Source organism: Microbacterium sp. zg.Y909 (assembly GCF_024626565.1).
The window spans coordinates 14,910-31,120 of the sequence record NZ_JANJFJ010000019.1 but is presented as its reverse complement, the minus strand read 5'-3'; the positions used below and the strand labels follow the sequence as shown (position 1 = coordinate 31,120).

The 16,211-nt window shown below is 69.8% G+C and carries 9 protein-coding genes; 3 read left to right on the top strand and 6 right to left on the bottom strand.

From position 1 onward, the window contains the following. The first annotated feature begins 27 nt into the window (after window positions 1-27). On the top strand, window positions 28-7,803 hold the full coding sequence (locus NQ160_RS03360) for a malectin domain-containing carbohydrate-binding protein (RefSeq protein WP_257513829.1): 7,776 nt from the start codon (window positions 28-30) through the stop codon (window positions 7,801-7,803). A gap of 174 nt (window positions 7,804-7,977) precedes the next feature. Here NQ160_RS03360 and NQ160_RS03355 read toward each other — a convergent pair whose 3' ends face one another. Further along, window positions 7,978-8,469 carry a GNAT family N-acetyltransferase gene (locus tag NQ160_RS03355; RefSeq protein WP_257513828.1) on the bottom strand — a complete coding sequence of 164 codons (492 nt, stop codon included), beginning with the start codon at window positions 8,467-8,469 and terminating at the stop codon, window positions 7,978-7,980. Between the two features lie 161 nt (window positions 8,470-8,630). Here NQ160_RS03355 and NQ160_RS03350 point away from each other — a divergent pair, with 161 nt between their 5' ends. Beyond that, window positions 8,631-8,837, top strand: a complete 207-nt coding sequence (locus NQ160_RS03350) for a cold-shock protein (RefSeq protein ID WP_257495235.1) — start codon at window positions 8,631-8,633, stop codon at window positions 8,835-8,837. A gap of 3 nt (window positions 8,838-8,840) precedes the next feature. On the opposite strand, the gene NQ160_RS03345 is transcribed toward NQ160_RS03350, so the two are convergent. From NQ160_RS03345 to NQ160_RS03325, 5 genes are all read right to left on the bottom strand, one after another. After that, on the bottom strand, window positions 8,841-10,910 hold the full coding sequence (locus NQ160_RS03345) for a bifunctional lysylphosphatidylglycerol flippase/synthetase MprF (protein ID WP_257513827.1): 2,070 nt from the start codon (window positions 10,908-10,910) through the stop codon (window positions 8,841-8,843). A gap of 52 nt (window positions 10,911-10,962) precedes the next feature. Next, on the bottom strand, window positions 10,963-12,237 hold the full coding sequence (locus NQ160_RS03340; RefSeq protein WP_257513826.1) for a hypothetical protein: 1,275 nt from the start codon (window positions 12,235-12,237) through the stop codon (window positions 10,963-10,965). Further along, complete coding sequence (locus NQ160_RS03335) at window positions 12,234-12,914, bottom strand: HAD hydrolase-like protein (RefSeq protein ID WP_257513825.1); 681 nt, start codon at window positions 12,912-12,914, stop codon at window positions 12,234-12,236. Before NQ160_RS03335 ends, NQ160_RS03340 begins: the two co-directional genes overlap by 4 nt. Window positions 12,915-13,071: 157 nt before the next feature. Next, on the bottom strand, window positions 13,072-13,770 hold the full coding sequence (nucS, locus tag NQ160_RS03330; protein WP_257513824.1) for an endonuclease NucS: 699 nt from the start codon (window positions 13,768-13,770) through the stop codon (window positions 13,072-13,074). Between the two features lie 9 nt (window positions 13,771-13,779). Continuing rightward, a complete protein-coding gene (locus tag NQ160_RS03325; protein ID WP_257513823.1) occupies window positions 13,780-15,024 on the bottom strand; it encodes an MFS transporter in 1,245 nt (414 codons plus the stop codon). Window positions 15,025-15,083: 59 nt separating this feature from the next. Here NQ160_RS03325 and NQ160_RS03320 point away from each other — a divergent pair, with 59 nt between their 5' ends. Beyond that, window positions 15,084-16,133, top strand: a complete 1,050-nt coding sequence (locus tag NQ160_RS03320; RefSeq protein ID WP_257513822.1) for a LacI family DNA-binding transcriptional regulator — start codon at window positions 15,084-15,086, stop codon at window positions 16,131-16,133. Window positions 16,134-16,211 lie beyond the last annotated feature (78 nt).

The window sequence follows — 16,211 nt, the reverse complement described above, 5'->3', positions numbered from 1 at the left end:
ACGATCGACGAGGGCGCGGGGACGTATGTGTTCACTGCGGTCCACGACGACGGTGTACGGGTGTTCGTCGACGGTGAGCAGCTCATCGGGGCGTGGTTCAACCACAGTGGTCAGGTTCCGAAGGTCGCGTCGGTGAACCTCGACGACGGTCCTCACGAGATCGTGGTGGAGTACTACCAGGCCACCGGTGACGCCAAGCTCAACGTCTCCTACGAGCGGAGCGGTGCTGCCGACACGACACCGCCGGCGCCGCCCAGCGATGTGGCCGCGACAGCAACGGACAACTCCCGGCTGGCGCTCAGCTGGGACGCGAGCGTCTCGACCGATGTCGCCGGGTACAACCTCTACCGCTCGACGCAGCCCGGCGTCGCGCTGACCGCAGCGAACAAGCGCAACGTGTCCCCGATCACCGGCAGCGAGTACCTCGACATCGTCGACGCCGACACCACGTACTACTACGTGATGACGGCAGTCGACCAGGCCGGAAACGAATCGGTCGCATCGGGGGAGACCAGCGGGGTGTTCGTGTCCGCGCCGGACGAGGAGGCCCCGTCCGCGCCGACCGGCCTGACAGCGGTAAACGGCGACGCCGAGGTGACCCTCACGTGGACCGCTCCGGCGGCTACGGACCTGGCCGGCTATCGCGTCTATCGCTCGCTCGAGTCGGGCGCATTCCTCGGCGACGTCGTCGCATCGGGCGACCAGCTCGTTGTCGCGACCACGTGGCTGGATGCGGATGCCGACAACGGCACGACCTACTTCTACCAGGTCACCGCCGTGGACGCCTCGGGCAATGAGTCGTCACCGTCGAACGAGGCGTACGAGACCCCGCGTGAGGCAAACAACGTCGACATCAAGGTGGACTTCACCGCAACGAACGCGGTCCCCGCCGCCGGCTACCTCGCCGACTGGGGGCAGCCGTTCGGGCCGCGTTCGAGCGCCGGTCAGGGGGCCGGCTACTCGTTCGGATGGACGGACGAGGACGGCCACGCGGTGTCGCTGGTCGGAAACGGCCGGGATCGCGGGCGCGCGGGCGTGGATCCGCGTCTGGACTCGATCGTCCACATGCAGTACGGCGACGTCGACGGTGGCAACGGCGCGAACGGCGTCAAGGTCGACGGGCAGTGGGAGCTCGCGCTCCCGGGCGGGCTCTACCAGGTGATCGTCGCGGTCGGAGACGAGGCGGGCGCCGATTCGTACGATTCGCAACACGTCGTCAACGTCGAGGGGGCCCTCGCTATCAACGGGTTCCAGGGCTCTGCCGCGCAGGAGTACACCACCTACACAACGACCGTCGGCGTCTGGGACGGGCGGCTCACCCTCGATGCGCGCGGCGGGTTCAATTCGAAGATCGCCTACGTCGACGTCGTCGGGGTCGCGTTCGAGCAGCCGCACGTGACCACGATCTCGCCCGAGAACCGTGAGACGGCGGCCGACCCCCAGGGCGGCGTCGCCGCGAACTTCGCGAAGGTGCATGCGGGCGCCGGTGTGGACAACGCCTCGATGATCGGCAACGTCCGGGTCTTCAAGGTCGCCGACGGAACCGAGGTGGCCGGCACGGTCAACAGCTCTGGCGGCAACGACACGATCAACTTCTATCCGGACGGCGGGTTCCTTCCGAACACCATGTACCGCGTCGAGATCGGAGTGGGGGTCAAGGACCTGTTCGGCAACTCCTTCCTCCCCTTCTCGTCGGTGTTCACCACGGGGGCCGGGGTGATCATCGGTGGCGATGAGTTCACTCCGCTGACGAACGTCGCGTTCGAGAAGGTGGAGATCACCCTCCCGGGTGTCAACAAGTTTTGGGCGTCGTTCGCCTTCGGCCCCGACGGCAAGCTGTACGGCTCGACCATCGGGCAGGGACTGTACCGGTTCACGGTGAACGCCGACGGGACGCTGTCGAACATGGAGAACCTCGGCTACGCCGGTTACGCCATGGTCGGCCTGCTGTGGGACAAGAGCTCCACGGCGAGCGACATGAAGCTGTGGGTCACGAAGACCTCGGCGAACGTGGGCAACGAGCAGGCACAGTTCATCAGCGGCATCAGCCTGCTGACCGGACCCAACCTGCAGAACGAGAAGAAGGTGTTCACGGGGCTGCCGCGGTCCCAGTCCGACCACCTGACGAACTCGATGGTCTACGGCCCCAACGACGACATCCTCGTCCTGCAGGGGTCGAACCAGGCCGCCGGCGACCTCGACAGCTCGTGGGGTCAGCGCGGCGAGCAAGTGCTGACGGCCGCGCTGCTCTACTTCGACGCCGAGCACCCGCGGGTCCAGGCCGCGGTCTCCGACGCTGAAGGCGACAATCCCCAACTGGTGCAGACGGCATCCTCCGGGCTCGCCGGTGAGAACGCGGCGAACGGCTACTCCGCCGCTGCGCCGTACAACCCCTATGCAGCCGATGCCCCGCTGAAGATCTACGCGACGGGCATTCGCAACGCCTACGACCTGACCTATCACTCCAACGGTCACATCTACGTGGCCACCAACGGCACGGCAGGCGGCGGCAACTCGCCGGGCGTGACGTATAACCAAGGCACCGGAGCGTTCACCCGCGTCGCAGCCCCGGGCATCCCCGGCTTCAGCTCGGTCAACGGCCAGGACCTGACTGCAGCATGCCAGGCCCGCGTCGTCCGGACGGCCGCGGACCCGACGGTGCCGGACTACCAGCCGACGTCGGTGCCGGCCGTCGCCAACCACCCGACGCAACGTGACCACCTGTATGACGTCCAGAAGGGCTGGTACTACGGCCACCCCAACCCCACCCGGTGCGAGTTCGTGCTTCATGAGGGCAACGACTCCGCCAACCCGCCGAAGTCGGCGGGCCAGGGTGGATCCAAGTACGCGCTGGGTGTGAAGGCCGAGTCCAACTATGGCGGGATCGCCTATGACTTCGAGTTCAACAAGAGCCCGAACGGCACCATCGAGTACCAGAGCAAGACGTTCGGCGGACAGCTGGAGAACCGCATCGTCGTCGTGCGCTTCTCGAACAACAACGACCTCATCTTCCTGCAGGCCGACAGCGTAAGCGGCGAGATCCTGGGTGGTCAGACCGAGGTGGGCATCACCGGCGTCGCCAACTCGACGATCGGCGGGGTCGGCGGGTTCAACGACCCGCTCGAGGTGGTGGAGGACACTCGTAACGGCAACCTTTATCTGAACCAGTACGACCGTGCCGGAAATCAGCAGAAGCTTTACCTGCTGCGCGTTCCGGCCAATCAGCAGGCGGCGAAGGTCAGCGTCGACAAGAGCGAACTGGTGATGTCGGCTGTCACCAGCAACGGCCCTCTCGTGGACTCGACCGCAGCGCACCGCACGGACGCGGAGTCGATCACGGTGACTAACTCCTCGACCGAGGGGCAGTCGCTCAGCGTCACCGTCGGCGGGGCTAACGCCTCGGAGTTCGCGGTGCAGGGGACGGTGCCCGCGTCGCTGGCCCCCGGAGCCTCGGCGACGTTCACCGTGCGCTTCACCCCAGGCACCACGGCAGGCAACCGCTCCGCGGTGCTCACGGTGGGCGGGAACTCCTCCGCGGTGTCCGTCGGTCTGCACGGACTGGCCATGAGCGGCATCCAGGGCGGCTACGAGCCGACATTCGCCCAAGTCGTCACGACGCTCGGGCATAACATCAACGTCGGCTGGACCAACCTGGCCGGCGGCATGCAGCCGGTGGCTAAGGGCGACGAGGTGCTGGAGCCGCTGTTCGTCAAGGCCGGTTCGGCGAACGTCACCTGGAAGCCGCTGGCCCACTACGCGCCGGCGGACTCGGTCACCTTCGGGTGGTACACCGGCGACGGCACGGCGGCACAGCGCACACCGCTGGGCAGGATGGACGGGACCAAGAGCGGGGGCTACCAGTCCCTGCTGCCCCCCACCGGTACCGGATCGACGATGTCGTTCGATCCCGGCCAGTCGGAGTTCGGGCTCTTCTATTTCTCGCCCTACTTCAGCCGCTACGGGTTCACCGAGGATCGGCTGAACTCGCCGGCCGCCAGCGCGCACCGGGCGCGGGTGTACCCCGCAAAGAACCGCAACGGCGTCACCATCCCGAACAGCTACATCGTCGCCTTCGAGGATGCCGACAACGGCGATTACCAGGACTACGTCTTCCTGGTGAGTGGTTTGAAGCCGGTCACCGACACCGGCTCCGGCGGGGAAGCGGTCAAGGTCGACTTCACGACGGCCTCCGGTGACCTCGCCGCCGGGTACCTGCGCGACTTCGGACAGGCTTTCGGGCCCCGCGCGGGGGCCGGTCAGGGCAGCGGCCTGACCTTCGGCTGGAAGAACGTCGATACCGAGGACGACATCGACATCTCGGTGGGCGGCACCACGAACGTCGGCAACGGCCGCGACCGCAACACCGCGCAAGCCGACGTGCGCCTGGACAGCTTCATGCACATGCAGCCCGAGTCTGTGCCCTCCTTCAACGGGACGGCGGTCGACTCCTACTGGGAGATGCAGCTCCCCAACGGCGACTACGAGGTGACCATCGGTGTCGGCGATCCCGCCGTCAACTCCGATCCGGAGATCCACGCGGTCGACGTCGAGGGGATCAACCTCGTGAGCGCCTTCACGCCGTCCGGGACGGCAGGCTCCAACGGCCGGCACAAGATCTCCACCGGCGTCGTCACGGTCGCGGACGGTCACCTGACCGTGATGGGGTCGGGCGTGAACACCAAGATCGGGTTCATCGACATCGTCCCCACCGACGACGCGACCAATCCGGGCGGCGACGACCCGTCGGACGGAGCGCAGGTGAAGGTTCGCTTCCAGCCGGAATCGGCGCCGCTCTTGGACGGATGGACGGCAGAGACCGGTACGGCGTTCTCGACGCAACGTGGCTACGGCTGGTTCAACGCGGCGACCGATCAGCCGGTCGACCGCCCCGCGGCCACGCGGTACCGCACCGCGCCGCTCGTCGGCGTCGCGTATCCGACCGATGAGAGACTCAAGACCTTTGGGTTCCTCGACAACTCGACGCAGCCGACCTATACCAACGGCTACTGGGAGTACGTGCTGCCCAACGGCACCTATGAGGTGGGAGTGTCCGTCGGCGACGCCAACTACATCGACTCGACGCACGGCGTCCTGGTGGAGGGGCAGCCGGTCATCAACGGATTCGTTCCGACGGCTGCGACGCCCTTCCAGACCGGTGTCCGCACGGTCACCGTCACCGACGGGCGCCTCACGATCAGCAACAGCGGCACGAACACCAAGGTGAACTGGGTGTCGATCAAGGGAGACGGGCTCACACCCACCGACCCGACGAGCGTGGCGAGGTACAGCTTCCGACCCGCCTCGGCCCCTGTTCCCTCCGGCTGGACCGCGGACACAGGGACGGCGTACAGCACGATCGCCGGTCACGGGTGGCTGGTGGACGGCATTCCCGCCGACCGGTCGGACATGACGCGCCTGCGCACGTCGCCGGCCGGAGACCCCACGCGCCAGGGCATGATTCTGATGCAACGAATGACGACCTCAGGCGGCGTCGCCATCGTCAGCTCGACGGGCGTATGGGAACGCGCCTTGGCGAACGGCACATACACCGTCACCGCGTCGGTCGGTGACGCGGACTTCACCGATTCCGTGCACGGCCTCACCGCGGAGGGGACACAGCTGATCACCGGTTTCACACCTACCAGCGGCACGATGTTCACCACGGGCACCGCAGAAGTGACGGTGACCGACGGAAAGCTCACGCTGCAGCCGACTGGCTTGAACACCAAGCTGAACTGGGTGACCATCAGCGGCACCGCGATTACCGCCCCGAGCGTCGTCGTCAATGTCAACGGCGTGCCGGTGCAGGACGAGGCGGAGACGGGGGAGGCGATCGTCACCGCCTCGGCGGTCGCGGCATCCGGAGCGTCCATCACCTCGTTCACGTACTCCGTCAACGCAGGAGCACCCCAGGCGTATGGTTCGCCGATCTCGCTCAGCACTCCCGGCGACTACGTGCTGGTGTTCGAGGCCACCGACTCGACGGGCAAGATCACCGCGCGCACGGTGGAGTTGACCGTTCTGAACATCGGCGGCGTGCTCAAGCTGACGAACACGCAGGTGCCCCGTCAAGTGGACGGCTCACCGCTGCCCGGGCTGCAAGACGACGTCGTCGTGCTGCACCGCATGAATTCTGGCACCACGTCAGGCGGCACGCTGCTGTACCGCACGTATGAGAGCGCGACGCTCAACCTGACCAACACCGGAACGAAGGACCTGCGGGTCACCTCGCTCGCCCTCGGCGGGGCCCAGCCCGGCCAGTTCGAGCTGGTCAACCCCCCAACGCTGCCGTTCACGATCGCGCCGGGCGGCACGCAGTCGCTGTCGGTCGCGTTCACCGCCAACAGCGGGGCGAAGGGCGTGCGGACGGCGACCCTGACGATCGCCTCGAGCGATCCGGCTGCCGCGGCGCGCGTCGTGCAGCTGCGCGGCGGCTACATGACCGCCCCGGAGGGGAACAGCGAGTTGTCGTTGGAGCAGATCTTCCAGCTGTTCAACAGCTCCACGACGTCAGGCAGCGCCGGCTTGGGCCTCGGAAACGGATCGGAGCTCCCGGGCGCCGCCCTGGACGGTGAGGAGCATCGCTCGGCGCTGTGGCGGCGTATGGACACCACGAAGCCCGTACAGGCCGTGCAGCTGGCGGCATTCCATGGCCAGGGCGGCGCGGAGACGTTCACCGTGGGCAACCTGTCAGCCTCGATGACCGGACTCGACGCGCAGTCGGTGTATCCCAAGACGGGGGCGGGAGCGCTGACGGCGATCAACGGGGTGCCCAACGCCGCCACCTTCGCGCTGGGTGTCAGCGGCAAGCTCACCAGTCGCACCGATTACATCGCGGTCAAGACGTGGCCGGTCAAGAACGCCGCCGGCGCGATCATTCCGGGCGCCTGGTTCATCGGGCATGACTACGTCAGCTCGGGTGGGGGTCCCACCTCAGGGGGTGGCTGTGGCAACGGCGCGACTAACTGTGACTTCCAGGACAACGTCTACCTTGTCACCAACGTCCTGCCGGTCACCGGGGATGCCATGCCTCCGGCTGCCCCAGCGGCGCCGACGGGCTCGGCGGATGCCACGGGCGTGAACCTCTCATGGCCCGCGGCGACTTCGGGTGACGTGATCGGCTACCGCGTTGAGCGGTCGGCGACTGCCGGTGGCACCTACACCGTGGTCAGCGGCGGCGGGTTGGTGGTGGGGACCGTCTTCCGTGACGCCGCCGCTGCCCCGGCCGCGACGACCCACTACCGGGTCGTCGCGGTGGATGCCACCGGCAATGCAACCCCGGGTGCTTCCGCCCCGGTGGACACGTCGGCTCTCGCAATGGCACCCATCCGCATCAACGCCGGCGGCGGAGCGGTGACGCTCAACGGCGTGAACTGGCAGGCGGACACCTTCTTCGCCGGTGGGAAGACCTACTCCAACACGCAGGTGACGCAGATCGCCGGCACCAACGACGATCTGCTCTACCAGTCGGAGCGCAGTTCGACCACGGACCAGGGCACGTTCAGTTACGCCGTCCCGGTTCCCGCGTCGGGCAACTACCAGGTCGTGCTCCACTTCGCGGAGATCTACCACGGCGCGACCGGCGGCGGCGCCGGCGGCGCCGGTAAGCGCGTGTTCTCCGTCAACATGGAGGGCGGTCCGGTCGAAGTGGTCAACCTCGACCTCAACGCCAAGGTCGCTCCGATGACCGCTTACACCGAGACCCGCACGATCGCCGTGACGGATGGCACCCTGAACCTCGCGTTCACGGCCTCGGTCAACCAGCCCAAGGTTTCCGCCATCGAGGTGATCCACGTTCCCTGAGCGCGCCTCGCCCGGCTCATGACCGGCCCGCTCACCCTTCGGCCACCCAGATGCCAGGGGCGGGCGGGCTCCTGACCGCCGCCGTTCACCGGGCCTCGACGCCGCCAAGCCCGGTCCCCGGGCCTCGACGCCGCCAAGCCCGGTCCCCGGGAGGCGGCCACGGAAGGCGCCGGGTCAGATGCCGTCGAGCACGGGGAGCAGGGCGTAGAGGAGCTCACCCGTATGCCGGGTCGCGGGCGCTGCGGGCTCACGCGAGACCTCGGCGAAGCCGATGCGCTGGAGCACGGCGATGGCGGCGGCGTTGTCGGCCGCGACCCGCGCGTACAGCGGCCGGATCGGCTCACGGGAGACCAGCATCCGCAGTGCCTGGGTCGCCAGCCCTCTTCCCCGCGCGGCCCGGGCGATCCAGAACACCACCTCGCGGTCGTCCTCGAAGGTGAAGGTCCCGGCAGTGCCCACGAAGGCACCGTTCTCGGTGACGGCGAAGGAGTCGATGTCGTCCGAGGCGCGTTCGGCGGCGATCGAGGCATCGAACACCGACCGATCCAGGGGCTCCTCCACCGTGACCCCCGGAAGAGCGGCGGCAGCGGCGGGTTCCCGGATGAGCATCTCGTACATTGCGTCGAGGTCGTCGTCTTGCAGGGGGCGAAGCTCCACGTGTGGCATCCGGCCACGCTACCGGCGCCCGTGGACCCCGCGACCGGCTTGACAGGCGCATGCAACGGTTTCGTCACAACGAAAATCGGGGGCTGACGCGGCACGCCTCGTTCGTTAGCGTATGGATCGTCGGGGCGACCGCTCCGGCATCCTCAGCACGAAGGCAATTCATGGCTACGCAGGGCACCGTCAAGTGGTTCAACTCCGAAAAGGGCTTCGGCTTCATCGCACCGGATGAGGGCGGCGCCGACGTCTTCGCTCACTACACCGCGATCGAGGCGAGCGGCTACCGCTCGCTCGAGGAGAACCAGCGGGTCGAGTTCGAGGTCGCACAGGGCCCCAAGGGCCTGCAGGCGGAGAACATCCGCCCCATCTGAGACTCATTCGCCGTCGCGGTGCACCAGCTCCAAGCCCGCGTCGGCGAACTGTCGCAGTGACGCGTCCGGGAGGAACGCTCGGACGAGTCCTGCGCCGATCCGCGGCAGGTCGGTTCCGTCGCGGAACAGCAGGTAGAGCGTCTCGTAGCGCGGGTGGAACTTCCCCTTGAACCGGTGCAGCGAGCGGAACCCGTAGACCGGCTCGAGTGTTTCGGCCAGCCGCTCGCTGAGCGCCGCGATGACGCCGGCATCGGGTGGGTACTGGTGGGTGAGCGGCGCGCCCGAGAGCGACATGATCCGGGCGCCTTCGGCGGCGAACTGCAATGCGCTCGAGCCGATGAGGTACTCCATCACCGGCACGAAGCCGGCTTCGCGGCGCCGCATGAGATCGAGTGTCCAGCCGTCGATGCTGCCGTCTTCGCCGTAGACCGGCAGCCACGACAGGAATCCGTCGACGTCGCCCTGCGGCGACACCGCCAGCGCCAGTCGCACTTCGGGATCGCGCGCCTCCTCCAGCGTGCCGAGCGTGAACCCCATCTCGGGCAGCTCCTTGCCGCCCACCCAGCTCTGCGAGATGACCCGCAGCTGCGCCTGCACGCCCCACGGCTCATCGATCAGGCGGGTGAGGCGAAAGGTCATGCCCTCCCGTTCCGCGCGGTTGAGTGAAGTGCGCACCGGCTTCCACGCGTTGCCGCGGAAGTTCAGGCCCGGCAGGTCGACGATCGTGTCATCGGCGATCACCAGGCTGCGCCACGTCGAGGGCGCGGCCTGGCGGGTCTCCTCCCCGACGCCGAACAGGCACGGCACGAGACCGGCGCGCTCGGATGCCGCGATGAACTCGTTCACCGAGTGCGCGCGCCCGTCCGGGGGACCGAGGGGGTCTGCCAGCGCGATCGCCACCCCCGCATGGCGCTGGTAGGCCACGATCCCGGTCTCGGTGCGCAGGTAGGACATGTGCCTCCACGTCGTCATCCACGACAGCGTGCCGCCGCCGTGTGCGTGCAGCAGCGCCGCCGCGTCGGCGGCGGTGGGTTCGGCGGACGACCCGATCGCTGAGCGCCGGGCGGCGCGGAAGGCGGCCCGTGCCCACACGAGGTACCCCAGGAAGATCGCCCACAGACCGGCTTCGCCCAGGGTGGGCGTCGGGTCTCCGCCGAAGAGGTCTCGCGGAAGACTCGGAATCTGCAGTCCCACCGCGACCACGCCGGCCCAGGCGATGTTCGCCGCGGCGAGCACCACGGCCACCAGCCACGCCCAGCGACGGCCTCGCCGCAGGCCCCGCGCGATGAGCACGATCACCAGCACATCGACGACCAGGTTGACCAGCGGGGCGGAGCCGGCGGCACTTCTTCCGAACGGGCCGCTGGTGGGGGAGAGGAAGACGAGCACCTGCGCGGTGGCGATCGCGAGGGCGGCCAGGAAGCCCGACAAGCGTCGCTCGCGCAACGTCGAGCGCGGTGCCGGCAGGGGGCGCTGCACCGCGAGCACCAGCAGCACCGCGAACGCGTGCACGATGTCGGCGGGTGTCCCCCAGAACAGCAGCAGCACGGCGCAGGCGCCGAGCACCGTGAACCACACCCGCTCTCGCCAGGGGGAGCTCATCGCGGTCGCCGATGCCGCGATGCACGCCATGGTGCCCCCCGATGGGCCGACATCGAGTGAGTGGGCCATCGCGTCGGCCCACGGCCACGACAGCTGCGAGATGAGGGCGACGAACCCCAGCATGCACAGCACGCCCACCAGCTGACCCGCGGTGAACCAGCCCAGCGCCACCCGCGACCCGCGGTGGTACTCGAGGTAGGCGACCCCGGCGAAGCCGGAGATCACCACGATGTAGAGCCACGGCGGGTCGCTGAAGAAGGTGCCCGTCACCGGCGTCCACCACCGGCCGTCCACGATCGCGGGAAGACCGTAGGCGACCTGGTCCCACAGGGGTGAGGAGGACAGCGGATGCCAGAGCCCTCGCGAGGCCACCCCGCAGACGAGCACGATGCCGACCAGCACGAGGGTCACGGGGATGCGGGCGGCCAGGCGCACCAGCGGACGCCGGCGTGACGGGCTGCCCTCGATCATGGGGCCACACTAGGCGGGCGACACCGTGATCGCACCGCCCCGGACGCCGGCGTCAGCGGCCGAGAGGGTCGGCTGGCCGGTTCTTGAGGCGCGCGTAGTCGGCGAGGGCCTGGGCGTCTTCGGCAAGCCGCTGCGCCCGGCGCGCGGCATCCAGTGCCTCGACGGGGTCATCCGCCCGGCGGGCTCCGGCGAGCTCGCGCTGGGCGGCGTCCAAGCGCACCCGTGCGTCGGCCCCGGCACCCTCGACCGCGACTTCGGCGCGTGCGAGGGCGCCGCGTGCCGAGGCGAGGGTTCCCGGCAGGGCCGTACGTGCGCCGCGGAGCCGCTGCTGCGCCGTGCGGGCATCGCCGAGCGCCAGGTCGAGGCGGGCGCGCAGCCTCGCGATCGCCTCGACGGTGGCGGTGGGATGCCGCGCGGCGACCGGAGTGAGGCGATCGAGCTCGTCCGTGACGGCGCGCAGCTCGCGGCCCAGTCTCTCGGCGTCGGCGGGTTCGAGACCCTCGCGCACCCGCATGCCCTGGGCGACCGCGGCGCGGGCGGCGTCGATCTCCTGGGGCACCGCGTGCGCGGCATCCGTCACGAGCCGGTGCGACTCCTCGAGGGCGCGGGCGGACGACTCGGCGCGGCGCAGTTCGCGCTCCGCGACGGAGAGCTCGGGGAAGGCGCTGCGGGTGGGGTCTGCCGCGAGGCTGCGCGCCGCCTCCAGGTGGTGCTGCGCGGAGGCGAGGGCAGCGGATGCCGTGCGAGCGGCCACCGCGGCCTGCTGCCATTCCGTCTCGTCGAAGCGTCCGGCAAGGTCGGCCACGAGCGCTCCCGGGTCGCCGAGCTCGGTGCGCAGGCGCTCCAGCCTCGCACCGGCGGCATCCACCTGGGTGACGGCCGATCGGTGAGCGCGCATCCACTCGTCGTGGGCCGCGCGCGCCCCCGCCACCACGCCCAGCGCCTCCTCGGCGCGGGTGCGGATGCGGGCGCTCACCCGGCGCACGTCGACGGGCTCAGCGTCGTCGAGTTCGCGGAAGCTCTCGAACGCCTCATCCCTGACGTGCTGGGCGATCATGCGCGCACGACGAAGCGCGGCGGGGGCCTCGCCGTCGTACAGCGCTCCGGAGAGGCCGACTTCGAGGTCCAGCTCGCCGACCGCGTCGTCGAGGCGCACCAGGGCCGATCCCGCCCGGGTGCGGTCGGCCTCGGCGCGCGCACGGGCCCGCGGTGAGCGGCGCGCCCGGCGCACCGACCACACCGCGACGGCGATCGCGACCGCCGTCACCCCGAACACGACCACGGCCGGGATCACCCAGGCCAGGACCGCGTCCGGGAGGGGAGTCATCCCGCATCCTCCACGAGCAGGAGGGAGCGCAGCTCGTCCACCGAGTCGACCACGGCGGTCGCCCCCTCGGACTCATGGGGCCAGCTGAACCCCCAGCGCACGAAGATGACCGGCACGTCGTGCACCGCCCCGCCGTCGACGTCGTGGTGGCGGTCCCCGATGAGCACCGGGCGGCTGGTGTCCACGCCAGCGACGCGCAGTCGCCGCAGCGACTCCGCGATGATGTCGGCCTTCGTGGCGAGCGTGCGCTCGTCGGAGGTGGCCCCGGTGATGGAGGCGAAGTACGGGGCGAGCGCGAAGTGGTCCATGAGCGCGCGCACCTGGATCTCGGGCTTGGAACTCGCCGTGCCCTGGGGTACGCCGGCGGCGGCGAGGTCGGCGATGAGCTCGGCGATGCCGGGGTAGAGGCGGGCGCCGGTGGTGTATCCGTCGGCCTTGCCCAGGGTGCGGTAGAACGCCACCGCCTCGGTGGACTGATCGGGCGTCATGCCGACGTTCGTCTGGAACGACTCGAACATGGGCGGGCCGATCCAGTGCACGAGCTCGGCGTAGGTCGGCGCCGGGTGCCCGAAGTGCTCGAGGGTCACCGCGAGACGCCGCAGGATGCCCTCGGACGCGTCGACGATCGTGCCGTCGACGTCCCACAGGACGCACGAGAAAGGGGAGCGCAGCGGCATCCCTCCACCCTAATCAACGCCCCCTCCGACCGTGAGACGACAGTGGGTGGACGAGACAGTGGGTGACGACCGTTGTCTCGGCCGTCAGTTTTCGTCTCAGCGATGGAGAGGCGGGGACAGGCGGGGAGAGGCGGGGGGAAGGTGGGGCGGCGGCGCGTCAGAAGAGGCGGGGGGCACCGGAGTCGATGCCCTTCATCTCGTCGTAGTCCAGCGTCACGCAGCGGATGCCACGGTCGGCGGCGAGCACCCGCGCCTGCGGCTTGATCTCCTGCGCGGCGAACACGCCGGTCACGGGCGCGAGGTGCGGGTCGCGCCCCAGCAGCTCGAGGTAGCGGGTGAGCTGCTCGACGCCGTCGATGTCGCCGCGACGCTTCACCTCGACGGCGATCGTGCCGCCGGCAGGGTCACGCAGCAGCAGGTCGACCGGTCCGATGGCGGTCGGGAACTCGCGCCGCACGAGCGTCAATCCCTCGCCGATCACCCCGACCTGCTCGGCGAGCAGTCGCTGCAGGTCGGCTTCGACGCCGTCCTTGACCAGGCCCGGGTCGATGCCCAGCTCATGCGACGAGTCGTGGAGCACCTCGTAGATGCGCACCACCAGGGAATCCCCCGACTTGGCGTGGGTGACGCGCCACTGCTCGACGACCTGCTCCTCTTCCTCACCGGCGACGTCGGGCGTCTCGACGCTGAGGGTGCAGGGCGGGCTCATCCAGTTCAGCGGCTTGTACGAGCCGCCGTCGGAGTGCACGAGCAGGCTGCCGTCCCCCTTGTGGACGAGCAGGCGCGTGGCGGTGGGCAGATGGGCGTTGAGGCGCCCCGCGTAATCCACGGAGCAGCGGGCGATAACCAGACGCACCCGACGAGCCTAACCGTGGTCCGGACGGTGGCCCGCCCCGACCTTGGCGCCGGCGAGGGGTCGGGCGGACTGCGAGGCGAAGCCGGATGCCACGACGAGCACCACCAGCACGTAGAGGGTGTTGAGCAGCCCGATGTGGTCACTGACGAAGCCGAGCACCGGCGGGCCGCAGAGGAAAGCGACGTAGCCGATGGTGGCGGCAGCGCTCACCCGCGATGCGGCCTTGGCGGGATCGTCGGCGGCGGCCGACATGCCCAGCGGGAAGCCGAGCGACGCGCCCACGCCCCAGAGCGCCGCCCCCACGAACACCAGCGGCAGGTTCGGCGCCAGGATGAAGAGCAGAATGCCGGCGGCCGCGAACCCCGAGAGCACCCGCAGCGTGGCGACGCGTCCGAAACGGTCCACCAGCGGACCGCCCAGCACGCGCACGACCGTCATGGCGACGGAGAACACCATGAGCGCGGCCGCGCCCAGGGCGGGGCCGCCGGAGTGGTCCTCGCTGACGCCGAGCGCGAGCCAGTCGTTGGCGCCGCCCTCGGCGAACGCCATGCCGAGCATGACGACACCGAGCGCGTACGTGCGCGGCTCGCGCCACGCGGCGAGGGAGACGGCCAGGCGCTGCCGCCAGCCGGGCTGGTCGGCGGCGTCCGCCGCGGGATCGCCGGCACCTTCACGCGGCGGCACGTTGGCGTAGGCGACCACGGCGACGATGAGGATGACGACGGCCACGGCGACGGCGTGCGCGAACACGTCGACGCGCAGCGCCGCGGCGACCGCACCCAGGCCGGCACCGACGACGGTGCCGAGACTGAAGAACGCGTGGAAGAGGGGGAGGAGGGTCCTGCCCGACTGGGTCTCGATCGCCGCGCCCTCGACGTTCATCATGACGTCGACCGCCCCGTTGCCGAAGCCGAACAGTGCCAGTCCGATCACCACGAGCGGCACGGACGAGGCGAGATTGGTGCCCACCCCGATCAGCGCCACGCCGACGGCGAAGATGACCATGGCGCCGAGCATGCCCTGCCGGGTGCCGAAGCGGGCGATGACCACCCCGGACGCGGACAGGCCCAGGATCGAGGCGATGCCCATGCCGAGCAGCATGATCCCGATGTCGCTGTTCTCGATGCCGAGGTCGCTGCGGATGGCCGGGACCCGCGACGCCCACGTGGCGATGCTCAATCCACTGGCGGTGAAGATCGCGAAGATGGCGGCGCGCCAGCGCACGAGCTGCGTTCGAGTGAGCTGGGCTTCCACCGAGCCAGCCTAGCGAATCGATTCGCCACCCCACCCTGCAGGCTACGATCGGGGACGTCATGAGCACGCGCCGCGCAACGATCGCCGACGTCGCCCGCACCGCCGGGGTGTCACCGTCGACCGCGTCGGTGGTGTTCAGCGGCAAGACCGCCGTCTCGGATGCCACGCGTGAGCGCGTGCTGCAAGCGGCATCGGACCTGGGCTACACCGGTCCCGACCCACGCGCCGCGTCCCTCCGCCGCGGCCGCTCCGGCATCGTCGGCGTGCTGTTCCAGGGGCACCTCGGCGCCGCGTTCGTCGACCCGGTCGTGCGCGCGATGATGGACGGTCTCGCCGACGCGGTGGCGCCGATGGATGCCGGGCTCCTGCTGCTGCGCCACGATGCGGACGGGACCACGGGGGGCGCCTCGCTGACGAACGCCCCCATCGACGCCGCCGTGCTTGTCGGATGGACCTCGGTGATCGCGGAGTCCCTGCAGACGCTGCGCGCGCGCGGCATCCCCGTCGTCGTCGTCGAGGGTGACGCCGGGCCGGACGTGCCGCGGGTGATCCTGGACAACCGCGAGGCCCAGCGGGCCCTGGCCAGCCACGTCCGCTCGCTCGGGCACACCGACGTCGCACTGCTCACGCTGCCCACCGACATCCGCCGCCGCCCGGGATGGCTGAATGCCGACGGGGACATCGGGGTGGATGTCACGCGCCACCGTCTGGAGGGCGCACGCGAGGTGTACCCCGACGCCCCCGCCTACGCCGCGGCCGGCAGCTCGATCGACGAGGGAGCGGCTGCGGGGCGCGCGATCCTCGCCGACCCGCAGGGGCGCCCGACCGCGGTGCTCGCCCAGAGCGATCTGCTCGCCGCGGGCGTGCTGCGCGCCGCCGAGGAGCTCGGGTTGCGGGTACCCGACGACCTCAGCGTGACCGGCTTCGACGGCATCGCAGTCGATGGCCTGGCGCCTTTCGACCTCACGACGATGGTGCAGCCGGCGATGGAGAAGGGGCGTGCCGCGGGTGAGGCGGTCGTGGCCATGCTCGAGGGGAACGAAGCCCCTTCGGTGTGCTTCAGCAGCGTGTACCGCGAGGGGAATACGACAGCTCCGATGACGCGGTAGTCACCCTCTCGGACGGAGCTGCCCTCCCGCCCGGGTAGACTTGGACTCGATCCCGTAACGTTCGTGCCTCTGGCTGCG

Excerpts from the sequence above, each read along its gene's own strand:
- NQ160_RS03355 (WP_257513828.1), bottom strand. The coding sequence starts at position 8,469 with ATGCCACACGTGGAGCTTCGCCCCCTGCAAGACGACGACCTCGACGCA.
- NQ160_RS03340 (WP_257513826.1), bottom strand. The coding sequence starts at position 12,237 with ATGACTCCCCTCCCGGACGCGGTCCTGGCCTGGGTGATCCCGGCCGTG.
- NQ160_RS03335 (WP_257513825.1), bottom strand. The coding sequence starts at position 12,914 with ATGCCGCTGCGCTCCCCTTTCTCGTGCGTCCTGTGGGACGTCGACGGC.
- NQ160_RS03320 (WP_257513822.1), top strand. The coding sequence starts at position 15,084 with ATGAGCACGCGCCGCGCAACGATCGCCGACGTCGCCCGCACCGCCGGG.
- NQ160_RS03350 (WP_257495235.1), top strand. The coding sequence starts at position 8,631 with ATGGCTACGCAGGGCACCGTCAAGTGGTTCAACTCCGAAAAGGGCTTC.
- NQ160_RS03345 (WP_257513827.1), bottom strand. The coding sequence starts at position 10,910 with ATGATCGAGGGCAGCCCGTCACGCCGGCGTCCGCTGGTGCGCCTGGCC.